This is a genomic window from Arthrobacter terrae, from assembly GCF_015708085.1.
Classification (GTDB): Bacteria; Actinomycetota; Actinomycetes; order Actinomycetales; family Micrococcaceae; genus Arthrobacter_M; species Arthrobacter_M terrae.
Map to the genome: position 1 here is coordinate 25,277 of NZ_JADNYM010000010.1, position 23,719 is coordinate 48,995.

20 protein-coding genes are annotated in these 23,719 nt (G+C 62.2%); 14 read left to right on the forward strand and 6 right to left on the reverse strand.

Annotated elements, in window-relative coordinates; all coding sequences use genetic code 11:
- Nucleotides 1–281: 281 nt before the first annotated feature.
- Complete coding sequence (locus tag IV500_RS09120) at nucleotides 282–1,742, reverse strand: sugar porter family MFS transporter (protein WP_196396497.1); 1,461 nt, start codon at nucleotides 1,740–1,742, stop codon at nucleotides 282–284.
- A 306-nt stretch (nucleotides 1,743–2,048) separates the two neighbouring features.
- On the opposite strand from IV500_RS09120, the gene IV500_RS09125 reads away from it, so the two are divergent.
- The 5 genes from IV500_RS09125 (at nucleotide 2,049) to IV500_RS09145 (ending at nucleotide 7,695) form a co-directional block, all read left to right on the forward strand.
- Complete coding sequence (locus tag IV500_RS09125) at nucleotides 2,049–3,911, forward strand: transketolase (protein WP_196396498.1); 1,863 nt, start codon at nucleotides 2,049–2,051, stop codon at nucleotides 3,909–3,911.
- 36 nt (nucleotides 3,912–3,947) lie between these two features.
- Complete coding sequence (tal, locus tag IV500_RS09130; protein WP_196396499.1) at nucleotides 3,948–5,036, forward strand: transaldolase; 1,089 nt, start codon at nucleotides 3,948–3,950, stop codon at nucleotides 5,034–5,036.
- Between the two features lie 207 nt (nucleotides 5,037–5,243).
- Complete coding sequence (locus IV500_RS09135) at nucleotides 5,244–5,384, forward strand: hypothetical protein (protein WP_196396500.1); 141 nt, start codon at nucleotides 5,244–5,246, stop codon at nucleotides 5,382–5,384.
- 83 nt (nucleotides 5,385–5,467) lie between these two features.
- Nucleotides 5,468–6,190, forward strand: coding sequence for an FAD-dependent oxidoreductase (locus IV500_RS09140; protein ID WP_196396501.1), 723 nt, complete (start codon nucleotides 5,468–5,470; stop codon nucleotides 6,188–6,190).
- Between the two features lie 107 nt (nucleotides 6,191–6,297).
- Nucleotides 6,298–7,695, forward strand: a complete 1,398-nt coding sequence (locus tag IV500_RS09145; RefSeq protein WP_196396502.1) for a glucose-6-phosphate dehydrogenase — start codon at nucleotides 6,298–6,300, stop codon at nucleotides 7,693–7,695.
- A gap of 484 nt (nucleotides 7,696–8,179) precedes the next feature.
- On the opposite strand, the gene IV500_RS09150 is transcribed toward IV500_RS09145, so the two are convergent.
- Entirely contained in the window at nucleotides 8,180–10,570 is a 2,391-nt protein-coding gene (locus tag IV500_RS09150) for an ATP-binding cassette domain-containing protein (protein ID WP_196396503.1), read from the reverse strand.
- Nucleotides 10,571–10,653: 83 nt separating this feature from the next.
- Between IV500_RS09150 and IV500_RS09155 the strand changes: the two genes are divergently transcribed.
- Complete coding sequence (locus IV500_RS09155; protein ID WP_196396504.1) at nucleotides 10,654–11,064, forward strand: GNAT family N-acetyltransferase; 411 nt, start codon at nucleotides 10,654–10,656, stop codon at nucleotides 11,062–11,064.
- On the opposite strand, the gene IV500_RS09160 is transcribed toward IV500_RS09155, so the two are convergent.
- Entirely contained in the window at nucleotides 11,057–11,626 is a 570-nt protein-coding gene (locus tag IV500_RS09160) for a type 1 glutamine amidotransferase domain-containing protein (protein WP_196396505.1), read from the reverse strand. The genes IV500_RS09155 and IV500_RS09160 overlap by 8 nt on opposite strands.
- A gap of 80 nt (nucleotides 11,627–11,706) precedes the next feature.
- On the opposite strand from IV500_RS09160, the gene IV500_RS09165 reads away from it, so the two are divergent.
- The 4 genes from IV500_RS09165 to IV500_RS09180 all read left to right on the forward strand — a co-directional run bounded on the left by IV500_RS09165 (nucleotide 11,707) and on the right by IV500_RS09180 (nucleotide 15,851).
- Nucleotides 11,707–12,411 carry a peptide deformylase gene (locus tag IV500_RS09165; protein WP_196396506.1) on the forward strand — a complete coding sequence of 235 codons (705 nt, stop codon included), beginning with the start codon at nucleotides 11,707–11,709 and terminating at the stop codon, nucleotides 12,409–12,411.
- A gap of 63 nt (nucleotides 12,412–12,474) precedes the next feature.
- On the forward strand, nucleotides 12,475–14,262 hold the full coding sequence (locus IV500_RS09170) for a molybdopterin-dependent oxidoreductase (RefSeq protein ID WP_196396507.1): 1,788 nt from the start codon (nucleotides 12,475–12,477) through the stop codon (nucleotides 14,260–14,262).
- A 170-nt stretch (nucleotides 14,263–14,432) separates the two neighbouring features.
- The gene (locus tag IV500_RS09175) at nucleotides 14,433–14,792 is read left to right on the forward strand and encodes a cupin domain-containing protein (RefSeq protein ID WP_196396508.1); all 360 of its coding nucleotides are present in this window, start codon (nucleotides 14,433–14,435) and stop codon (nucleotides 14,790–14,792) included.
- A gap of 138 nt (nucleotides 14,793–14,930) precedes the next feature.
- Nucleotides 14,931–15,851 carry a putative RNA methyltransferase gene (locus IV500_RS09180; RefSeq protein WP_196396509.1) on the forward strand — a complete coding sequence of 307 codons (921 nt, stop codon included), beginning with the start codon at nucleotides 14,931–14,933 and terminating at the stop codon, nucleotides 15,849–15,851.
- 19 nt (nucleotides 15,852–15,870) lie between these two features.
- On the opposite strand, the gene yczE is transcribed toward IV500_RS09180, so the two are convergent.
- Nucleotides 15,871–16,572 carry a membrane protein YczE gene (gene yczE, locus IV500_RS09185; RefSeq protein WP_196396510.1) on the reverse strand — a complete coding sequence of 234 codons (702 nt, stop codon included), beginning with the start codon at nucleotides 16,570–16,572 and terminating at the stop codon, nucleotides 15,871–15,873.
- A gap of 189 nt (nucleotides 16,573–16,761) precedes the next feature.
- On the opposite strand from yczE, the gene IV500_RS09190 reads away from it, so the two are divergent.
- The 4 genes from IV500_RS09190 (at nucleotide 16,762) to IV500_RS09205 (ending at nucleotide 20,595) form a co-directional block, all read left to right on the forward strand.
- Entirely contained in the window at nucleotides 16,762–17,253 is a 492-nt protein-coding gene (locus IV500_RS09190; protein WP_196396511.1) for an NfeD family protein, read from the forward strand.
- Nucleotides 17,254–17,325: 72 nt separating this feature from the next.
- On the forward strand, nucleotides 17,326–18,285 hold the full coding sequence (locus IV500_RS09195; protein WP_196396512.1) for an SPFH domain-containing protein: 960 nt from the start codon (nucleotides 17,326–17,328) through the stop codon (nucleotides 18,283–18,285).
- Nucleotides 18,286–18,298: 13 nt separating this feature from the next.
- Complete coding sequence (locus IV500_RS09200) at nucleotides 18,299–20,149, forward strand: ABC transporter ATP-binding protein (protein WP_196396513.1); 1,851 nt, start codon at nucleotides 18,299–18,301, stop codon at nucleotides 20,147–20,149.
- Nucleotides 20,150–20,247: 98 nt separating this feature from the next.
- Entirely contained in the window at nucleotides 20,248–20,595 is a 348-nt protein-coding gene (locus IV500_RS09205) for an RNA polymerase-binding protein RbpA (RefSeq protein ID WP_196396514.1), read from the forward strand.
- Nucleotides 20,596–20,690: 95 nt separating this feature from the next.
- Here the strand turns inward: IV500_RS09205 and IV500_RS09210 are convergent, their stop codons facing one another.
- Together IV500_RS09210 and IV500_RS09215 are read right to left on the reverse strand one after the other, a co-directional pair.
- Entirely contained in the window at nucleotides 20,691–21,419 is a 729-nt protein-coding gene (locus IV500_RS09210; RefSeq protein WP_196396515.1) for a polyprenol monophosphomannose synthase, read from the reverse strand.
- Nucleotides 21,420–21,934: 515 nt separating this feature from the next.
- Nucleotides 21,935–23,695, reverse strand: coding sequence for an amidohydrolase (locus IV500_RS09215; protein WP_196396516.1), 1,761 nt, complete (start codon nucleotides 23,693–23,695; stop codon nucleotides 21,935–21,937).
- Between the last annotated feature and the right edge of the window lie 24 nt (nucleotides 23,696–23,719).

Genomic DNA, 23,719 nt, shown 5'->3' on the forward strand with positions numbered 1-23,719 from the left:
ATCGAGCGTAGCCCCCCACGCCCGCATCAGCTAGGCTACGGCGCCGGCCGGCGATTGGTCTTATCGACCCTCCGGACGAGCGGTAAAGTTGCGTCGCTGCAGTGTCTGGGCAGGGCGGCTGTGCTGACGTCGGGCTTGCGGTACGAATCTTGCCTTCGACGATCGTCCGAGGGCAGAAAAGCGGGAACCGGGCCACAACTGTGCTCCCGAGGTTCCGAACATCGCCGCATGAGCCTCTCATTTGAGCAATGGGGAGCGGTGTGCCGAAGTGCTTGTGGCCGCTACGTAGTCAATGGCTTCTTGTGGCGCACCAGTTTGTTTTTGTCTTCAAGTTCGAGCCCGCTGACCTCCGGAAGCAGGGCTTTGACAAACCAGAAGGACAGGACGGCAAAGAAGGCAAAGCCGGCATAGACATAGCCAAGGCCGACGGCAGCGCTCATGATCGGGAAGAGCAGCGTCACGATGAAGTTGAAGATCCAGTTGAAAGCTGTCGCGATGCCCAGGGCCAGGCCGCGGATCTTGTTCGGGAAGACTTCCCCGAGGACCACCCACATCACCGGCCCCCACGTGGCGGCGAAGAAGATGACGAACAGGTTCGCGCCAACCAACGCAATCGGCCCCCACGGCGCCGGGAGGGAGACTGAGTCTCCCGAACCGGTGGCTTGGGAAAAGGATATTGCGGCCGCGATGAGTCCCACGAACATGCCCGCTGAACCGACCAGCAGCAGGCGCTTGCGTCCGACCTTGTCGACGAAGAAAATAGCGACAAACGTCAGCAGCACATTAATGGTGGCGGTGATGACGGACGTTGTGAACGAGTCCCGCTGGCTGAAACCCACTGATTCCCACAACGTGGTGGAGTAGTAGAAAATCGCGTTGATGCCGACGAGCTGTTGAAAAGCAGCCATTCCGATGCCGATCCACAGGATGGGTTGAAGCCCGAATGCAGGACCGCGCAAATCACGGTAGGTGGAGTGCCGTTCGTTTTCCAGGCTCTCCTCGATTTCTTTCAGGCGCTGGTCCGGATCTACTGAACCAGTGACGCGCCGGATGACTGCCAGCGCATCCCGGTTGCGGCCTTTGCGGATCAGGAAATGGGGTGACTCGGGAATCGTCAGTGACAGGACGCCATAGACGACGGCAGGAATGACACCGACCAGTAGCATCCACCGCCAGGCAGGCATGCCCCACCACAACTGGTTCCCGGCTCCACCGGCGGCCCTTGCCAGGCCCGCGTCTGAAAGCAGCGCCAGGAAGATGCCCAGCGTGATGGCCAATTGTTGGAGCGAGCTGAGCCCGCCCCGTATCCGTGCAGGAGCCATTTCACCGATGTAGGCAGGGGCTATCACTGAGGCGATGCCAATGGCCAGCCCGCCAATAATCCGCCATGACATCAGGTCCCACACGGCGAAGGCATAGGCCGAGCCGATGGAGCTGATCACGAACAAGGACGCGGCCAGAACCATGACGGGCTTGCGGCCCCAGACATCGGCAAGTTGGCCAGCGAACCAGGCTCCGATGGCGCATCCGATCAAGGTGATGGCCACGGTGATTCCCACTGCTGCAGAGCCAAGACTGAAGTCGGACTGGATCGAATTGACCGCCCCGTTGATCACAGAGGTGTCAAAACCGAACAAGAGACCCCCCAAAGCGGCTGCGAGGGTGATGATGAGGATTTTCCCGCGATGGAAAGTGCCACCGCCTTCGGGAGGAACTGTCTTATCTGCTGGACTTGTTCCCACGGTGCACCGCGATCCTGGCCCCCTTGGGTGGTCAATAGTGCAGCCGGGCCGATGCTGACACCGTGGCCGTCAGCTGCCCTGCGTCGCGGCAACCTTGTGAGGAAACCTACCACTGTGCCGAACAGCGCAACAGGGGGGCCGCTCTCACCGTGGCGACACCATAGGAAAGAGGTTCTCTGGCCGCGCTCTGGCCGGTCGGGGTGCGCGGGTGTAGCTTGGAAAGAGGTGCCGCCTGGACCCTGCAGCTCCCTGTCTTCAATACTCATGGAAGATTTCCACGAGTTCCCGTTTAGCAGGAGCACAACCATGAATGAAGATCAGCTTGACCTGTGCCGGAGGCTGGCTGGCCAGTTGCGGGTGGATTCCATCCGCTGCAGCACTAGTGCCGGCTCCGGGCATCCCACCTCGTCCTTGTCTGCGGCGGATCTGATGGCGGTCCTGCTGGTCGGGCATCTGTGCTACGACTGGGGCCAGCCCCATTCCCCGGCGAATGACCATTTGATCTTCTCCAAGGGCCACGCCTCTCCGCTGCTGTACTCCATGTACCGGGCCGTTGGGGTGGTTGATGAGGACGAGCTCGTCAACACCTACCGAAGGCTGGGGGCGCGCTTGGCCGGTCACCCGACCCCGGCACTGCCGTGGGTCGATGTGGCCACCGGGTCCCTGGGGCAGGGCCTTCCGGACGGAGTCGGGATCGCCTTGGCCGGAAAATACCTCGACAAACTGCCATACCATGTGTGGGTATTGTGCGGGGACAGCGAGACGGCCGAAGGCTCGATCTGGGAGGCGTTGGACAAGGCCAGCTACTACAAGTTGGGGAACCTGACCGCGATCGTGGACATCAACCGGCTGGGCCAGCGCGGGCCTACCGAACTTCAATGGGATGTGGAGCGGTATGCCGCCCGGGTGGAAGCGTTTGGGGCCCGCGCCATTGTTGTTGACGGCCACGACCTGGCCGCCATCGATGCGGCACTGGGGCAGGTCCGCGACGGCACCGACCAGCCGACGGTGATCCTGGCCAGGACTATCAAGGCCAAGGGCGTGCCGGAGCTGGAGGACAAGAATGGCTGGCACGGCAAGGCCCTCCCGGCGGAGATGGCCGAACGCGCCATCGCGGCGTTGGGCGGGCCCACGAGTTTGCGGGTCACGACACCTTCCCCGTCCGCGGGACCGGCGGTCCCGGCCATCACTGCGGACCCGGGTGCCGCCGTCGTTCTTCCGGGTTATGAACTCGGTGAGAAGGTGGCCACCCGGGTGGCCTTCGGGGCCGCCATCGCCGCCTTGGCGGTCCGCCCGGAGGTCGTGGTCCTTGACGGGGAAGTTGGGAACTCCACGCACGCCGAGGAGTTCGCGAAGGTGTGTCCGGAACGGTACTTTGAAATGTTCATCGCCGAGCAGCAGCTGGTCGCATCGGCCGTGGGCGTCGCGGTGCGCGGATACATCCCCTTTGCCTCCACCTTTGCCGTGTTCTTCTCCCGTGCCTATGACTTCATCCGCATGGCCGCGATCTCCCGGGCCAACATCCGTTTGGTGGGTTCCCACGCCGGGGTTGAGATCGGGGAGGACGGGCCGTCCCAGATGGCCTTGGAGGATCTTGCCGCCCTGCGCGCCGTGTACGGCTCCATCGTCCTGTACCCGGCCGACGCGGTCTGCGCTGCCAAGCTCACGCTGACGATGGCAGACACCGACGGAATTGTGTATTTACGCACCACAAGGGGCGCCTACCCGGTGATCTACCCCGCTGAGGAAACGTTCCTGATCGGCGGCTCCAAGCTCCACCACGCCGGACCCGAGGACCAGGTGGCTCTGATCGGGGCTGGTGTGACACTTCATGAGTGTCTGGCCGCGGCCGAGGAACTCGCGGGACTGGGCATCAAGGCCCGGGTCATTGACGCCTACTCGGTCAAACCCATCGACAGGGCAGCCCTGGTTGAGGCCTGCAAGGTCACCGGCAGCCGCCTGGTTGTTGTGGAGGACCACTATCCCGAAGGGGGACTGGGCAGCGCCGTGCTGGAAGCACTGGCCAACGCTTCCGTGCCGCCACTGCGGATCGCGCACCTGGCCGTCCAGGGACTGCCCACCTCGGGGAGACCCGCCGAACTCCTTGACGCTGCCGGCATATCGTCCCGGCATATTGTGGCCGCCGCGCAGGGACTGGCGGAGCAGTGACCCCCAAAATCCGGACCTGACAAACAAGGAAATACGATGAAACCCACACAGCAACTTCACGCGGCCGGCCAGAGCCTCTGGTTGGACAACATCACGCGGAACCTGCTCGATTCCGGCACGCTTGAGCGCTATATCAGCGACGACTCGATCACCGGGCTCACGTCCAACCCGACCATTTTTGACAAGGCCATCGAGGCGGGTGCGGACTATGACGAGGACATTGCCGCCGGAGAGGGTGCCGGGACGGACAAGGAGGAGGTCTTCTTCGACCTCGCATTGGCCGACCTGCGGCGGGCAGCAGACCTTTTCGGGCCGGTCCATGAGCGCACTGACGGGGTCGACGGCTGGGTCTCCTTGGAAGTCTCGCCGCTGCTGGCCCACGACACCGGTGCAACAGTGGAGCAGGCCAAGGCGTTGCATGCCAGATCGGAACGTCCGAACATCTTCATCAAGATCCCTGGCACGGCCGAGGGCCTTCCTGCCATTGAGGAGTGCATCTTCGCGGGGGTGCCCATCAACGTGACCCTGCTTTTCTCGGCCGGACAGTATCAGGACGCTGCCGAGGCGTACCTTCGTGGCATCGAGCGGCGGGTGGCCGCCGGGTTGAATCCCGTGGTCCCCTCGGTCGCCTCCGTGTTCGTCAGCCGGTGGGACAAGGCCGTTGCCGGCCGGGTCCCGGGCCACCTTGAGGACCGGTTGGGCATCGCCGTGGCAACGCTGGCCTACCAGGCCTACCGTACGCTTCTGGAGTCCCCACGCTGGGGCCGGCTCGCCAATGAGGGAGCCAGACCCCAGCGCCTGCTCTGGGCCAGCACCTCCACGAAGAACCCGGCTGCGCCCGATATTTTGTACGTCCAGGCCCTCGCCGCGCCGTTCACCATCAACACCATGCCCGAGGCGACGCTTGCCGCCTTTGGGGACCACGGAGAGGTGGGGGATCTACCGGCGTCCAAGTCCCGGGCCGCGAAGCAGACCCTGTCATCCTTTGCCGAGGTCGGGATTGACCACCAGGAGCTGGCCGGGCAACTCCAAAGCGAAGGGACGGAGTCCTTTGACGCCTCATGGAAGAGCCTGCTGGCGAGCATCGCCACCAAAGGCGACAAACTGGCCGCTGGCCGCCAATAGAAGCCCGCCTGCGGAGGATGAGCGTGGGACCGCGCTGTTGAAACTGAGTGACATGGGCGAAACCATCAAGTCCGGTGATGAGAAGATCCGCAGGTACGCCGGGAAAGATACGGCCGGCAACGGCATCGGGAAGGTCCACGACCTGTTGATCGATCCGCCAGGAACTGTGTCCGCTTCCTGGTGGTGGAATCCGGCAGGTTTCTGGGGATGGGGGAGGGCAAGTCCTTCGGGCCCGCCGATGCCGTCACCGGCCTCACCAAGGACGAGGTCCACATCAACCAGACGCGTGAGCCTGAGCCACAGCCCGGCCCCGCCCCGACCGGACTTGGACCGGGCCGGTCACCGTGAGGGAACCCTTCATTGCCGGAGCCTGCGGGTACAGCCAATAAACATGTTCATGCACCACGATCACAGGAAAAAGGGGTTCCACGATGTCACTGCCAAGAACCAGACTCGTCAAGAAGGATGAAGTAGCCGAAGGAACCATGTTGTTCCAGTTCGAAAAGCCCGAAGGCTTCACGTACAAGGCCGGCCAATTCGCTGACTACACTTTAATCGAACCGGCGGACACCGATGCTGAAGGAAACACCCGCGGGTTCACCCTCTCCAGCGCCCCGTTCGAGCCCAACCTGATGTGCACCACCCGCATGCGCGACACGGCATTCAAACGCGTGCTCAAGGACATGCCTGTCGGGACCGAGGTGGAGCTGGACGCCCCCTACGGGTCCTTTACCCTGCATAACAAAGTCGCCAGGCCCGCAGTCTTTCTCACCGGCGGCATCGGAATCACACCCGCCCGCAGCATCACCCTCCAATCGGTTCACGACAAGACGGGGCACAGGATCATTGTGTTCTACTCCAACAAGCGCCCGGAGGATGCGGCGTTCCTGGACGAACTCGGCCGAGTCGCCGGGGCGCAGCCCAACGTTACCGTCGTGGCTACCATGACCGAACCCGAAAAATCACGACGGACCTGGACCGGGGAAACCGGGTTCATCGACAAGGACATGCTAGCCAGATACGTCGAGGACCTGACCGTGCCCATCTACTACCTCAGCGGCCCCGCCGGCTTGGTCACTGCCATGCGCAGCATCCTCAACGGTGCAGGCGTCGACGACGACGACATCCGCACGGAAGAGTTCACCGGCTACTAAAACCCGGCTGACCGGAGATGCTCGAACTGCCGGCGCCCTCAGAGTCCGATCAGCGCGTGGGGTCAGGCCCGGGCCGGAGACCATGAAATGTCTTTGAAAGGTGCACTATGACCGGGAAAGTCTCAACAATACTTATTCTCGGAGCCCGCGGGGATCTGGCCTCACGTCTGCTGCTCCCCGCTGTGGGCCAGCTACTGATGACGGAGCCGGGCCGCACCCTGCACCTGATCGGCTCCGGCAGCGGGGAATGGACGGATGATACTTGGCGACAGCGGGTCAAGGAGTCCTTCGACAGCGCCTCCGTCACAGGTGAGGCGGCAGCCTCCGTGCTGAAGTCAACGACCTACCTTAGCGGTGACGTCACCGCCCCGAAGGACCTGCAGAAACTGATCGATGCCTGCGAGGGCGCACCAGCGATTTACTTTGCCCTGCCCCCGGCCGTCGTCGTCCAAGCGTGCGCCGCGCTGGAAAGGGTGAGGTTGCCTGCAGGGACGGTGTTCGCCCTGGAGAAACCGTTCGGTACCGATGAGGCAAGTGCGCATGCGCTTAACCAACAGATTTTGAGACTCGTCCCGGAGGAACAGATCTACCGGGTTGACCATTTCCTGGGCCGGTCCACGGTGTTCAATCTGCTCGGTCTGCGTTTCGCCAACGGAATTTTCGAGCCGCTGTGGAATTCAAAATATATAGAGAAGGTCGAGATTGTCTACGACGAACAGCTGGCGTTGGAAGGTCGGGCCCGGTATTACGACAAGGCTGGTGCACTTATTGACATGATTCAAAGCCATCTTTTGCAAGTCATGTCCGTGCTGGCCATGGAACCTCCAGCCACGCTTGGCGCCGGCGACCTGCGCGATGCGAAGGGGCTTGTACTTCGCGCCACGCACGTGTTCGACGACGATCCGCGGGCTTCCAGCAGGAGGGCGCGTTACACGGCCGGAAAAGTTGGGGAGCGTGCGCTGCCGTCGTATGTGGATGAGGCCGGTGTTGACCCGGCCATGATGACGGAAACCCTGGCCGAGGTGACCCTTGACATCGCAAACTGGCGGTGGGCCGGTGTGCCCTTCACCCTGCGATCCGGCAAGGCGCTGGCGAAGCGGCAGCGCGAAATCATTGTAACTTTCAAACAGGTTCCACATCTGCCCACCGGTCTCACCGGACTGGACACACCAACGGTCCTGCGCATTGCCCTGGCTCCCGATGAGATGTCTCTCGAACTGAACATCAACGGTCCCGGTGACCCACGCGTCCTTAAACGGGTGGACCTGCACGCTGGCTTCGGTCCGGGGCACCTGCTGGCCTACGGCGAAATCCTCTCGGCCATCCTCGATGGCGACCCGTCACTGTCGGTCCGCGGTGACACTGCTGAACAATGTTGGCGCATCGTCGCCCCAGTTCTTGCGGCCTGGGGAAAAGAGGAGGTCCCCCTTGTCGACTACGCGGCCGGCTCCCAGGGGCCAAAGGAATGGAACGACACTCCACTGAAAGGGCGCAATCAGTTCTAGAGAAGGCCGTCGAGGACCGAGCGTAGCCTTTGCTGCTGGCCGGGGTGGGCGATGACCACGCGGATGCCTCGAGGAAGTAGGCGATTTCACAGGCCCCGCCTGGCACCTAGCAGTCGGAGAGGTGGCCAGTGGTTGGCGCAGAGGAATGCTGCTCCCTGAACGTCAGGGTGCCTGGAATCGATCCTCGTCCGGTGCTAACATCGGACGCCGTGAGTGCACGTCCCATGTGACCACTGTAGGCCGGAAAAGCCTGTCGCTGACCTAGATTGGGTGAGACGCGCCGAACCGATGCTTTAAGTGAAGTGAGATTGCCCCACCTTGAGACAGGACACTTAGATGACATGACATACATGACAAAGGACAAATACGGAACACCGAACGCAGCTTGAAACGAGCTACTTGACATAATGTAGATTATCGGCGTTCCACCATAAGTTTGAAACAAAACGATAAAACTAGCTTTACTCCATCCAAATGACGTCTATCAGGTGCAGACATATTCAGCGAGGTACTGTCCGGTAAGCGTTGAACGGGCAGCGACGAGGTCGGCCGGTGTGCCCTCGAAGACTATTCGGCCGCCGTCGTGGCCAGCGCCGGGGCCAATATCTATGATCCAGTCGGCGTGCGCCATGACCGCCTGATGGTGCTCGATGACGATGACGGACTTTCCGGAGTCAACGAGCCGGTCGATCAGACCAAGAAGGTTATCAACGTCGGCGAGGTGAAGGCCGGCGGTTGGCTCGTCAAGAACGTAGATCCCGCCCTTCTCCCCCAGATGCGTGGCGAGCTTGATCCGCTGCCGCTCACCTCCGGACAGTGTGGTGAGCGGTTGGCCCAGGGTCAGGTAGCCAAGTCCGACGTCGGCGAGCCGCGCGAGGATCCTGTGGGCGGCAGGCAGCTTCGCCTCACCGTCGCCGAAGAATGCCCCGGCTTCGGCGACCGGCATCGCGAGCACCTCGCTGATGTCTTTGCCGCTGAGCCGATATTCCAGCACCGATGCCTGGAACCGCTTCCCGTCGCAGACCTCACAGGGTGCGGAAACGCCGGCCATCATCGCCAGGTCCGTGTAAATGATCCCGGCTCCGTTGCAGTTGGGGCAGGCGCCCTCGGAGTTGGCGCTGAACAGCGCCGGCTTCACGCCGTTCTCCTTGGCGAAGGCCTTGCGGATCGGGTCAAGGAGCCCTGTGTATGTTGCCGGGTTGCTCCGGCGCGAGCCGCGGATTGCCCCCTGATCAATGGACACCACGCCGTCCCGTCCTGCTACCGAGCCGCGGATCAGGGAGCTCTTGCCCGACCCCGCCACCCCGGTGATGACGGTTAGGACCCCGAGCGGGATGTCGACGTCGACGTCCTTCAGGTTGTTGGCGTTAGCTCCGCGCACTTTCAAGGTCCCTGAAGGTTGCCGCACCGTTTCCTTTAGGGAGGCCCGGTCGTCCAGGTGCCGTCCGGTGATCGTGTCGGTGGCCCGCAGACCGTCGACGGTGCCCTCGAACATCACTTGGCCGCCTTCGGAGCCGGCACGGGGACCGAGGTCGACGACGTGATCGGCGATCGTGATCAGCTCAGGTTTATGTTCCACGACCAGCACCGTGTTTCCCTTGTCGCGCAGTTGCAGCAGCAGGTTGTTCATCCGGGTGATGTCGTGCGGGTGGAGCCCGATGGTCGGCTCGTCAAAGACGTAGGTGACGTCGGTGAGTGAGGAACCGAGGTGCCGGATCATTTTGGTCCGCTGCGATTCGCCGCCGGAGAGCGTGCCGGATGGTCGGCTAAGACTGAGATACCCCAACCCGATGTCCACGAAGGAGTCGAGGGCGTCTCCAAGCGCAGCAAGCAATGGCGCCACCGAGGGCTCGTCGAGTCCGCTCACCCACCGGGCTAAATCGCTGATCTGCATCGCGCAGGCGTCGGCGATGTTGACCCCCTTGATCTTTGACGACCGGGCCTGGGCGCTGAGCCGGGTTCCCTCGCATTCCGGGCATGTGGTGAAGGTGACCGCCCGCTCAACGAAGGCGCGGATGTGCGGCTGCAGCGAGTCAACGTCTTTGGACAGCATCGACTTCTGGATCTTCGGGATCAATCCCTCGTAAGTGAGGTTAATGCCGTCGACCTTGATCTTGGTGGGCTCCTTGTAGAGGAGGTCGTCGAGCTCCTTCCTGGTGAACTTCTTGATCTTCTTATCCGGATCATAGAAGCCACAGCCGCCGAAGATCCGCCCGTACCAGCCGTCCATGCTGTAGCCGGGGATCGTGAGCGCACCCTCATTGAGTGATTTGCCGTCGTCGTACAGCTCGGTGAGGTCGATGTCGTTCACCGTACCCCGGCCCTCGCAGCGTGCACACATGCCACCCAGGACGCTGAAGCTTCGTTTTTCCTTCGTCATTCTGCCGCCGCGCTCGACGCTTACTGCTCCGGCGCCGGAGATCGAGGCGACGTTGAAGGAGAACGCCTGGGGCGAGCCGACGTAGGGCTTTCCGAGCCGGCTAAAGACGATCCGCAGCATCGCGTTGGCGTCGGTGACAGTGCCGACGGTGGAACGCGGATTGGCGCCCATCCGCTCCTGGTCAACCAGAATCGCCGTGGTCAACCCTTCCAGCACGTCAACGTCCGGACGTCCCAATGTAGGCATGAAGCCCTGCACGAAGGCACTGTAGGTCTCGTTGATCATTCGTTGCGATTCGGCGGCAATCGTGCCGAAAACGAGGGAACTCTTCCCCGAACCGGAGACGCCGGTGAAGACCGTGAGGCGGCGCTTCGGGATCTCGACGCTGACGTCCTTGAGGTTATTGACGCGCGCGCCCTGCACCCGGATCAAATCGTGGCTGTCACCAACATGCCGCACAGCCGGCTGCCGTTCCGTCTTCGTATCCGGCCTCATGGTGTCTCATTTCTGTTTGGCAGCCACGGGCCGGACGTACATTGTTGAACGTCGCGGCGCCTGCGCCGTGCAATCATTGACCGGTGATATCCACCAAGCTCATATCCCACGGCGATGTGGCAGCTTTCATTGTTGACGGCACTGGCACGTTGCTTGGCCGAATCACGCTGAACGGCATTGTCCGCGGCACCTTCCAATCGTGCAGCCTGGGCTACTGGGTAGGTGCTGCGGACAACGGCCCCGGCGTAGCTACCGCAGCCGTTGGAAGCATTCTTCGATTGGTCTTCGGGGCATTGGGGCTGCATCGTATCCAGGCTGAAACCCTGCTGCATAATGTCCGGTCGCAACGCATACTGGAGCATAATGGCTTCGTTCGCATCGGGATGGCGCCGAATTACCTGAAAATTGCCGGTGCCTGGCAGGACTTTAACCTGTACCAGATTGTGCAGAACGACGGCGGCAAACTACAGTCGGCGCGCAGCAGGATCAGCTAAACGCCGTGACCATGGCGGCGCTGAAAGCGTCCAGATCGTCGGGCTTCCGGCTGGTCACCAGGGTCCAGCCCTTTTCGGTGCAGGTGAATGATTCTTCATCAACCCAACTGCCGCCCGCGTTGCGGATATCAGTCTGCAGGCTCGGCCAGCTGGTCAGGGTTTTGCCCGGCAATACTCCGGTTTCCACCAGCGACCACGGCCCATGGCAAATGGCGGCGACGGGTTTTCCGGCCGCAACGAAGCTCTTGACGAAGATCATCGCCTCGGGGACGGTTCGAAGTTTGTCCGGATTAGTGGTGCCGCCCGGCAGCACCAACCCTGCATAGTCCCCCGCGGTTGCCTCGGCTGCTCCGGCGGACCCGACGACCTTGTCCACGGGAAACGTGTCTGCCGCTTCGACGTCGTTATTAAACGCCTGTGCCTTGCCGGATTCGGTGGATACCAGCTCGGGGCTTCCGCCGGCTTCGACAACGGCCTGCCACGGACGGGTTAGTTCAACCTGCTCCACTCCACTGGGGGCAACCAAAAATGCAATCTTCTTACCTGCTAGTTCATTAGCCATGCTGCAACGCTATCCCGGTGCGCCCCGGCCGATCAAGGGTTAGCCGATTGGCGGCCTTGTCGGGCACCTAAACTGGTTTCATGAGCATTAGCGATTCCGCCTCCCCCGATGTTTTCCCGCCGCCGGCGGGCTTTAGCAGTACAGGCCTGTCCGACGCAGGCCTGTCCGACGCCGGGATCCGGGACATGGTGCTGACGATGCTTGACTCCGGGGTGCTTGCGCCAATTGTCCAGGCCGGGCATCCGGTGCTCCGAAGTCCGGCGAGGCCCGTGGCCGGCCAGCTGAGCGCCAGCGAACTCGAAGCGCTCATTGAGCTGATGCGCCGCACCATGCATGAAGCCCCGGGGGTCGGGTTGGCCGCTCCGCAGATTGGACTGCCGCTGCAACTGGCAGTGGTGGAGGATCTTTACGACCTGCCGGCGGAAATCGGTGCCGAACGAGAGCGGTCACCGTTGGAGTTTCTTGCCCTGCTAAATCCCCGCTATCAGGCGATTGGCACCGGGACCGCCTCTTTTTACGAAGGGTGCCTGTCGATGCGCGGCTGGCAGGCCGTCGTCGAGCGTCCGTCGCGGGTGCATTTGACGTACGACGACGTCACCGGACTTGCGTGCCATCGGGAGTTCAGCGGGTGGGCCGCACGCATCGTGGCGCACGAAACCGACCATCTGCGCGGAACCCTGTACATCGATAAGGCTCTGACGCGTTCCCTAGCCGACGATGCACAGTACAGCCAGCGCTGGGCCGAGCCCGGTATCTCCCTAGCCCGGCAGGGGCTGGGGTTTTAGGGCTCCGCCACCTTCGGGCCGCATCTGCCGGGCCCGGCCGGAACCGCTGCTAGGCTCCGCAACATGGACCCCACAGGTACGGAACAGCACAGACCCGATGACACCGCTGCCGACAGCGGACAGGAAGTGCTCAGAAGCTTCCGGACCGAGTTGGTCAAGAAGGAAGGCGATACGGTCGATGCCGGCTGGGCCGGCGGCATCCCGGCCCAGTATGGCGTGGCACCGCGTGTCCGGGTGGGACGTACCAAGTGGTTTAACCTGCTCTGGTTGATTCCCATTGGTCTTTTGCTGTTGATTATCGGCATTGCCGTTGCGAAGGGTATCCGGGACTTACCTGGTGTTCAGTCCTTTATGCAGCGGTATCCGGGTATGTCACACCTGCCGGAGAATTCACCGGTGGGATTTCCGGCCTGGCTCGGCTGGCAGCATTTCCTGAACTTGTTCCTAATGACTTTTCTCATCCGCTCCGGCGTCACCATCATGGCCGACCACCCGAGGTTCTACTGGACCCGGCATTCGACCCCCGGCCGGGACTGGTTCCGGATGCAGAAACCCGTTCCACCGGATCCGCTGTATACGGCGAAGCAGGATTCCATCACCCTTCCGGACGGTGTGGGCCTGCCCGGCCGGCGGCATTCAATCGGGCTGGCACGCTGGTGGCACCTTGGCATCGACACCCTGTGGCTGGTGAACGGGATCGTCTTTTTCGTCCTTATCTTCAGCACCGGGCAATGGATGCGGTTGGTACCGATGAGCTGGGATGTCATTCCCAACGCGATTTCCGTGGCCATCCAGTATCTTTCACTTGATTGGCCTGTGGAGACGGGGTGGGTCAATTACAATAGTCTGCAGCTGATCGCGTATTTCCTGACCGTTTTCATCGCCGCGCCGGCCGCCCTGCTGACCGGATTGGGCATGTCACCGGCGCTCTCCACCCGGTTCCGTCGCATCAGTTCCTTGTTCAGTATCCAGGCCGCCCGTTCGCTGCATTTTCTCGTACTGTGCTGGTTTGTCCTGTTCATCGTGGTGCATGTGACTCTCGTTCTGACTACCGGCGCGCTGCGGAACCTCAACCATATGTATGCCGCGGCCGACAATGAGTCCTGGCTCGGATTCTCAATCTTCGCCGTCTCCATGGTGATTGTGATCGTGGCCTGGGTCGCCGCCACTCCCCTGACCTATCGCTACCCACGCAAGGTCCAGAAAGTTGGCTATGCCCTGATCGGTCCGGCGGAGCGGCTTTTTGAACACATTGACTCCAAACCCGGGCAGTACAGCGAAAAAGACATTTCCCCCTATTTCTGGCACAACGGAAAGTACCCGGAAACACAGGAATATCAGCAATTGCGCGCCGGGAATTTCCGCGATTACCGGCTCCGGATCAACGGCTTGGTGGAAAATCCAGTGGAGTTGGATCTGGAACAACTCCGCGCGCTCCCGCAGCACGAACAAATCACGCAGCATTTCTGCATTCAAGGTTGGTCAGGTGTGGCCAAATGGGGCGGCATCTCGATGCAGACCATAATGGACCTCGCCAAGCCGAAGCCGGAGGCAAAGTGGGTTATTTTCTACTCCTTCGCCGAAGGGCCGGACACGGGGATCTACTATGACGCGCAGCCGATCGGGCAAATGGCTTACCGGCTGACGATGCTCGCGTATGACATGAATGATGAGCCATTGTCCTTCGGCCACGGTGCGCCGCTGCGGCTGCGCAACGAGGTGCAGCTGGGCTTCAAACTGGTCAAGTGGATCAAGGGCATCGAGTTTGTGGAACACTTCTCCGAGGTCGGTGGGGGCCAGGGCGGCTACAACAATGACCACGAATTCTTCGGCTACCGGCAGTCCATCTGAGTCAGCTGGTGAGCAGCTGCCACGGGACGTGGGCCGGAATCCCTCCGGATCCCCCTCCTTGCCGCCAATGTCATCAGCCCAGCCGCCTACCGTGACACGGGGAGGGTGCCGTGGGCACGCAGCATCCTCTACTGTTGAACGAATAAGGCCGGCCATGAGGGAGACATATCGTGCAAAAGACTTCTTTGACCGCGTTGGCGCGGCATCAATTGGACATTGCCCGTCGGGCACCCAGCGGCCGCAGCGCGGAAACGGTCTATGGCGGGCACGAGCGGATCCTGCGCCAGACAATGATCGCATTACGCGCCGGATCCGTCCTCAATGAGCATCTTAATCCCGGCGAAGCGACGGTCTATGTGGTGTCCGGTCGCGTCCTGCTGACGTCCGAGGCCGCGCAATGGAGCGGCGCCGCCGGCGATTTGCTCCCCATGCCCGATGCGCGTCATGCCCTGAAAGCGGAACAGGACTCCGTCGTCGTCCTGACGGTGGCCAAGCGTCAGCAGATGGCTGCGCAGTTGGCTGGTCAGTGACCTTCTCAGTTCAGCTGCATCGTGTCGGCCCGCGGTTTTAACGTAGCCGGGTCAGCGGCTCCGGAGCCCAGGCATTAACTTGTCCCCTTTAACACACCTCCTTCGGGGCAGCAGTCGGCACCCGCTTAGACTTGCACCATGAACCGCTCCGGAGTTGCCGCACTTTTGTGCCCGCTGTGCGCCGGCTCTTTTGCCGTGGATTTGACGGCACCGGCGAAGCCAACCGCGCTCGTTTGCGATTCCGGCCACAGCTTTGACATTGCCAAACAGGGCTACGTGAACTTCCTCACCGGACCCGGAACACGCTTCATTCCGGACAGCGCGGCAATGGCTGCTGCCCGCGATGAGTTCCTGGCGGCAGGGCACTACCTGCCGTTGGCGCAGGCCTTGGCCACAACCATCCTGGCTATCTCCCCTGGTGGCGGCGACCCGCTGGTGGTGGATGCAGGAACCGGCACGGGCTATTACCTGAACCAGCTGCACCGTGCCGCCGCCGAGCAAACCCGTTCCTTAGGCCTAGCCAACGAACCGGCCGGCTCGGCACCGGCATCGATCGGGCTGGATATTTCCAAATTCGCCCTTCGCCGGGCGGCCCGGCTGAATCCGGACACGGTGAATGTTGTCTGGGATGTGTGGCAGCCATTGCCGATTGCCGCCGGCACCGCGGACGTCGTCATCGTGGTCTTTGCCCCCCGCAACCCCGCAGAGTTTGCGCGCATCCTGAAGCCGCGCGGTGCGCTGGTCGTTGCCACCCCGCTGCCGGGACACTTGGCCGAGATCGTCGGCGCCGCGGGCTTGCTGGGCATGCAGGAAGACAAACAGAGCGCCCTCCAGGCATCGCTGGCAGCCCATTTTGCGCCAGGCGGGATTACCGATGTTGCGCATCGGTTGTCGCTAAGTCCCGAGGATGTTTTCCGGATTGCCCTGATGGGGCCCTCCGGCCATCACCTTGATCCGGTGCAGCTGCGGGATCGGGTGGCCGCACTGCCGCAGCACACTGAGGTCACCGCGAGGTTCCGGATCAGCACTTTTTGCCCGCACCACACTCCGGCGACCTGACAGGCCTCGTCTTTGTCCGCTAAGTCGCCTTTGTCCGCCGAATCGCCTTAGTGCGCCGGCGCTGTGGCCGTGGCCGTATCTGTGCCCGCCCTGCCTGTGCCCGCCGGATAGTGGGTTGATGCAGATCGACATGAAGCCATTTCAAGGTCACCTGGGTCAACGGGCCGACGGCGACGGCGAAGGCCAGGGTGCCGATGCCGACAACCCCGCCCAGGAAGAAACCAACGACGACGACGACAAGCTCAAGGCCGGTGCGGATCTGCCAGACGGGCCTGCCGGTGACCCGTACGAGCCCCGTCATCAGACCGTCCCGCGGGCCCGGCCCCATGCCGGCGCCGATGTACAGGGCGGTCGCCAGCGCCAAGAGGAACAGCCCGGCGGAGAACATCAGGGCCTGCAGGGCAACGTGCGACGGGCGTGAGATGAACGCCAGCCCAAGATCGGCAAACGCGCCGATTAAGACGGCGTTGGCGACCGTGCCGATGCCGGGTCGCTGACGCAGCGGAATCCACAGCAGCAGCACCGCCGCACTGATGATGATGGTGCACAGACCGAAGCTCAGCGAGGTACTCCGGGAGACCCCCTGCCCGAAAACGTCCCACGGTGAGGCGCCGATATTCCCGCGGATCATCAGGGCGATCGCCACGCCGTAGGCGAACAGGCCTGCGGACAAACGCACCACGCGTGCGAAAACGTTATCCGTGGTCAGGAAGGCTTTCATCGGTAACCATTCATCGAAGGGAGGTAAAAATGGAAAAGCACCTCACGTCTGCCTTCCGTTATTGATTATTGACCAGAAGACTGCCGCGCGGGTGAAAGTTGCGCTGCGGCCTCCCCGCCGGCCGTGATCGGACCCGAAAACGACGAAGGGTAGTAGGCTGAAACTACGTTCACTTCCAAGGGGGCTGCAATGTTTGACTGGTTAGTGCAAAACGGCTGGGCAATCTGGCTCGTCGTCTTCCTTATCCTCGCCGGCATTGAGATGCTGACCCTGGACTTATTCTTCATCATGATGTCCGCAGGCGCGCTCGCGGCGCTGGCCAGTTCCTTCATGGGTGCACAGCTCTGGCTGCAGATCATTGTGTTCTGCGTGGTTGCCCTGGCCATGATCGTCTTCATTAGGCCGGTTGCGCTCAACCACCTGCACAAGGACCACGATGAGCACAGCACAAATATCGACAGGTTGATCGGTCACAGCGCCGTTGTTGTTGAAGCCGTGACCGAACACTCCGGGCTGGTGAAAATCGGCGGAGACACTTGGACCGCCCGCACGCGGGGTCCGGGGGAACTAATGACCGGTCAGGCCGTTGTCGTTGGTGCCATCGAGGGGGCCACCGCCGTCGTATCGCTTCCGGGAACTTTTTTTTCACCCGGCTCCCCCAGCGCGGCGGCCGGCCACTGACCGCTGCGCCGCAGCCACTGTCTTTTCTGAACCATCACACTCGAGACTTGAAGAAACGAAAAGAGGGGAACTATGGGTGAGTCCGCAGGGGCTGTCGCACTATCCATCGTGCTGGTCGTCCTGATCATCTTTGTGATCATCGTTCTTGTCCGGGCGGTCCGCATTATTCCGCAGGCCCGCGCCGGCGTCGTCGAACGTCTTGGCAAGTACGCCCGGACCCTCAATCCCGGGCTGACGCTGCTGATTCCGTTCGTTGACCGGCTGCTGCCGCTGCTGGATCTGCGCGAACAGGTGGTGTCTTTCCCGCCCCAGCCGGTGATCACCGAGGATAACCTGGTGGTCTCCATTGACACCGTGGTTTATTTTCAGGTCACGGATCCGCGCGCGGCCACGTATGAAATTGCCAACTATATTCAGGCAGTAGAGCAGCTGACGACGACGACACTGCGTAACGTCGTCGGCGGTCTGAACCTCGAAGAGGCGCTGACGAGCCGTGACCAGATCAACGGCCAGCTGCGCGGAGTTCTGGACGAGGCCACCGGCCGGTGGGGAATCCGGGTCAGCCGGGTCGAGCTCAAGGCCATTGACCCGCCGCTGTCTATCCAGGATTCAATGGAAAAGCAGATGCGCGCCGAGCGGGACCGGCGTGCGGCTATTCTGACCGCGGAAGGCACCAAGCAGTCGGCCATTCTGACGGCCGAGGGTGAACGGCAGTCCGCCATCCTTAAAGCCGAGGGTGACGCCAAGGCGGCGATCCTCCGGGCGGACGGCGAGTCGCAGGCGATCCAGAAGGTCTTCGACGCCATCCACAAGGGAAATCCCACGCAGAAACTGCTGGCCTACCAATACCTGCAGACGCTGCCGAAACTGGCCAACGGTTCGGCGAACAAGCTGTGGATTATCCCGAGCGAAATCGGCGAGGCGCTCAAGGGCATTGGCGATGTCCTGGGTAAGAGCACCCCGGATAAACCCTCTGCCGAACCACCGGTACATCTGTCCAAGGCGGGCACCGAAACCGCTACGGGTCTGTAGCATCACCGCAGGTATGGCAGGAGGCGGCCGGGGCGGTCGCCTCCTGAGCGGTCCAGGGGATCTTAACAGTCCGGAAATCGGTCAGCTGGGCCGCCGTATTTGGGGCCTCCTGACGGACTACCGTGGGAAACTTGCCGGCACATCGGTTCTGGTGGTGCTGGGTTCGTCTTTGGGTGTGGCGGTTCCGCTGCTTACTCAGCGCGCCTTCGACGAAGCGCTTTTCCCGCACGACGGCGGGGTGAGACTGCCGCTCCTGGCGCAGCTGGTGGCGCTGATGGTTCTATTGAGCATTCTGGTTTCCGCTCTGAACGTGTGGCGGACTTATCTAACGACCAGCGTGGGAAATAATGTCATGGCCGATGTCCGCAGTCGGCTGTTTTCCCATCTGCAGAAGATGGAACTGGCCTTCTTTACGCGGACCAAAACAGGCGTGATTCAATCCCGGCTGGCCAATGACGTTGGCGGGGTGGCCAGCGTGCTGACCAACACGGTGCCCTCGATCCTGGCCAACACCGTTACCGTTATTTCATCCTTGGTGGCCATGCTGCTGCTGTCCTGGCAGCTGACGATCGTCGCCCTGATCCTCCTGCCGTTCCTGATTTTCCTGCAGATCCGGATTGGACGGGTCCGTCAAGCCATTGCGCGGCGGACCCAGGAATCGCTCTCTGACATGACGTCCATCACGCAGGAGGCACTGTCGGTTTCCGGGATTGTGCTGAGCAAGGTCTTTAATCAGGAAACCGGCGAAACTGCGCGCTACCGGCTCGAAAATGACAAGCAGCTCAAACTGCAGATCAAGCAGCAGATGACCGGGCAGTGGTTCTTCGGTTCCGTCCAGATCGTCATGAGTGTGACCCCGGCGATTGTGTACCTGAGCGCCGGTTGGCTGCTGACCCAAAATTGGCCGATCACGGCCGGGACACTGGTCGCATTCACCACCTTGCAGGCGAGGATCAGCATGCCGATCCTTTCACTGATGCGCGTAGCCCTGGATGTGCAGACCTCCAAGGCGCTCTTTGCACGGATCTTTGAATACTTGGATCTTCAACCGGCCATCGTTGACCACTCCGGCGCCCGCAGCCTTACGCCGGGCACCGTCCGCGGTGCACTGACGCTGGATAACGTCTCTTTCTCATACTCTCCGGGTTCAGCACCGGTGACGTGGGCCCTGGACGAGGTCAGTCTGCACATCGAGGCCGGCCAGTTTGTTGCTTTTGTCGGCGCATCCGGTGCAGGGAAGACAACCCTGTCCTACCTGATCCCCCGTCTGTACGAGGCCACGTGCGGTCGGATTTTGCTTGACGGAAACAATATTCAGGACCTGACGATGGAATCGCTGCGCCAGAACATCGGGATGGTGACGCAGGAGACATACCTTTTTCACAGCACCATTGCGGAAAACCTGCGGTACGCGCGGCCGTCGGCGACGGATTCCGAGCTGGTCCGCGCTGCCAAAATTGCCAATATCCATGAACGGATTTTGAGCTTCGAGGACGGCTACGAAAGTGTAGTCGGAGAACGTGGCTACCGCCTCTCCGGTGGCGAGAAGCAACGCCTGGCCATTGCACGTGTGGTGTTGAAAAACCCGCCGCTGCTTATCCTGGATGAGGCCACGAGTGCCTTGGACACCACGGGCGAGCGTCTGGTGCAAAGTGCATTGGAAGCAGTCATGGCCGGGCGGACCACCATCGCCATTGCGCACCGCCTCTCCACCGTGGTCTCCGCGGACCGGATCTTTGTCCTGGATCACGGCACGCTGGCGGAGCAGGGCAGCCATGAGCAACTTCTCGGCGCCGGCGGCATCTACGCGCGCCTGAACGCAGTAGGACTTGACCGGGCTGACGCGGGGAACACAAGCGGGTAGACTAATCAGTTGGGAACAATGCCGCATGCCCGGGCGTTGTACCCAAAGAACTTAGTTCCCGTGAATCAACCGGGAACGGACACGAAAAGGGAGAAACGATGAGCGATCGCAGCCTGCGGGGAATGCGTCTGGGTGCCCAGAGCATGGAAACTGAATCCGGTGTCGAACCGGCACCGCGCCAGCGCGTGGAATACCGATGCACAGACGGCGAACAGGTCTTCGTGACGTTTTCCGCCGAGGCGGAGATTCCTGCCGTCTGGGTTTCCAAGACCGGCAAGGAAGCACTGCTGGTCGACGGCGAGAAGCCCGTGGATTCAAACGAAAAGCCGGTCCGCACGCACTGGGACATGCTGCTGGAACGCCGTTCCCTACCGGAGCTGGAAACCATTCTGGCCGACCGCCTGACCATCCTTCGGGAGCGCCGCGGAGAACGCCGCAGCGCCTAGAGAAGGCACAAGACCGGCAGTGGCATCAGGGCTTAAACACTGGGAGCCGGCGACCACCACGGTCACCGCCTCCCAGTGTTGTTTAAGCCTGGTAGTCAGCTCTTTCCGGTCAGCTTCTTCCACCGGGCGCTCAAACCCCACTTAGTGACGTTAATCATGGCCTCCTGGACAATGTTGCCGCTCATCTTGGATGCTCCGAACTCACGCTCCACGAAGGTGATCGGGACTTCGACGATCTTCAGTCCCAACTGGGCCACCCGCCAGAGCATATCCACCTGAAAGCCATATCCCACCGAATCAACCTGGCTGAGGTCAAGAGCCTCAAGGGTGCTGCGGCGGAAGGCGCGGTATCCTCCGGTGATGTCCTTGATCCGCACGCCCAGTAAAACGCGGGAATAGAAGCTCCCGCCGAGGGAGATAAGTTTGCGCCGCAACGGCCAGTTGACCACCTCGCCGCCTTGTACCCAACGGGAGCCGAGCACCAGATCAGCACCGGCCTCTACCGCTGCAAGGAGCGTCGGAAGCTGCTCCGGCTGGTGGGAACCATCGGCATCCATCTCGACGAATACGTCATAGCCGGCGGCCAGGCCCCAGGCGAACCCGGCGAGGTAGGCGGCGCCGAGGCCCTCTTTGCCTGCCCTGTGCAGAACGTGGACCGCCGGGTCTTCCGCGGCGAAGCCGTCGGCCAGCTGTCCCGTCCCGTCCGGGCTGTTGTCATCTGCTATGAGGACATCCGATGCGGGCACCGCAGTTCGCAGCCGGCGCAGCGTCTTCGGCAGGGACTCGAGTTCATTGTAGGTAGGAATGATGGTGAGGACACGCACTAATGAGTGCCTTTCCTTGCAGGATCTGCCGGCGAACCAGCATTCGGGACTATCCGTGAACCGGCGCTTTGAGCGCCCCGTACACAAAGCTCCATTATACGTGGGAAGAAAACAGGTAGGTTCACGCGCCTTCGGGCCAGCCAGGCGCGCACCGTCGCGGTGAGCGCAAAACTGTTTTCTACTGACGCGTGAACCTACCCACTACTGGGGCCGCCTTGGGCCCGTTTTTTCACGGCACACTGCATCACAACGGACGTGCTCATTTTGCGGTGTGAGGCCGTGCAGCCTTGTGCGGCGATGCAGGCCAAGTCTTTCGCTCTGGACGGAAGAACCCGTTGAGATAAAAGCCTACGTCCTGTGGAGGAGGTGTCAATCGCACTCTGACCTGCAGTTTCTAACGTTTACGCAGGTCAGAGGGGGAGCGGTTAATAACAAATAGTGACAAAAAGTGTTGGAATTTTGCGGTAATTTTTGCTCCTAAACCGGCCGGGCGTACTCATTGCCCGCTGGAAGTCTCAGCCCGGGACTCCGCGGTCCCCGGGCTCTGCGGTCCCGAACCCTGCGGTCCCGAACCCTGGAACGGAATGCAGCTGCACGCCGCGGTGCACCGTCTGCAGGCACTGCGGGTCCTCCCCTGCATCCAGCGCCGGGAGCAGCGGTGTCCGCGCACGGGGGTCCGTGCTCCAGGACTGCACCCGGTCGTCGGCAACCTGCACCATTAGCTCGGCAACGTCCCAGACGGCGAAGCTTGCGGGCGCTCCGGGTACCAACTGGCCCAACAACGGATCGCTCTCCCGCACAGCCCGCCAGCCGGCCCGGCTGTGCCCGAGGAAAGCAGCACGGGCCGAAATACGGGCGGTACTTTGGTGGTGCGATAGCGCCGCCCGCACACTGGCCCAGGGGTTCATCGGTGTGACGGGTGCGTCGGAGCCGAAACAAACAGGCACACCGGCCGCGTAGAACGCTGCGATGGGATTGAGCGTCGCGGCACGTGCTTTACCGAGCCGCGTTTGGTAGAGCGCTCCTGGGCCGCCCCAGAGCGCGTCAAAGGACGGCTGTACCGAGACGGTAACAGAATGTGCGGCGAGGGCAGCAATTGCGTCGTCGTCGGCCATCTCTGCATGCTCAAAACGATGGCCGGCCGCGCGGACCTTTTCTATCCCCACCCGTGCGGCGGCCCTGCGCAGGCCTTCCACCGCGATGTCCATGGCGGCATCGCCAATCAGATGGAAACCCCCTTGGATTCCGAGCTCCGAGGTCACAGCCAGATGGTCGGTGACCTGGTCAACGGAGAGGTATTGGGTTCCCCTGCTGCCGGCCGAGTCCGCATACGGTTCCCGCAGCAGCGCCGAGTGAGAGCCGATCGACCCATCGATATTCAGGTCCCCGGCGAGGCCGAGAACTTCGGTGCCCAAACCCGCCAGCACACTGCGCGCCTCATCGGCCGAGCTGACGGCCTGTCCCCAGTAGGGCAACACCTGCGGCAGAGCCAGCCCCGCTCCCGCTTGTGTTCCTGATGGATTCCTTGGACCGCAGGTAAGACCGGCGAGTAGCTGCAGGTCTTCCGCCGAGCCTACGTGGGGGGCGCTCATTTCCACCACTGCCACGTAACCGGCCGCCGCAGCGGCATGCAGGGCCCGCAGCTGGTAAGCGGTCCGCTGCGCCGTCGAAAACGTCCGGGTGGCATCCCTCGCCGCAGCGTGGGCGCTCCGGGCCACCAGACCCTCACCAAGCCAGCCATCCAGGCCGTGCAGGCGCGCCCGTGCCGCGAGGGCCGATGACACGACGCCGGAATGAACGTCGATGCGGGACAAATAGACTTCCCTGCCGCCGGTGGCGCGGTCCAGCTCGTCGGCGGTCGGGGGGCGTCCTTCCGGCCACCGCGTTTCATCCCAGCCGTGTCCCCGGATCGGAACCGCGCCGGAACCTGCCGCCCGTAGAGAGGCCCGCACGGCCGCGGAACCGGCTCCGGTCGCCACCGCGTCCGTGGACGCAGCGGCGAGCAGGGCCAGCGCTTCGGCTAATGAACGGGCAGCGGTCAGGTCGACTGAGGCCAGCGCAATGCCGGTCTCCGTGACATGAACGTGCGAGTCGATGAATCCGGGGGTAATCAGTGCACCGTCCAGATCCACCTGGTGCATGCGCTGATCAGCCAGCGACGCGGCGGCGTGTTCGGTACCCACCCAGGCAACGGTGTCGCCATCGACCAGCATGGCGGTGGCGAACGGGTCGGCTGCACTGTAGACAGAGCCGTTGCGGTAAAGGGTCAGGGTCATTGGGAATTGGTCCTTTCAAGGGAA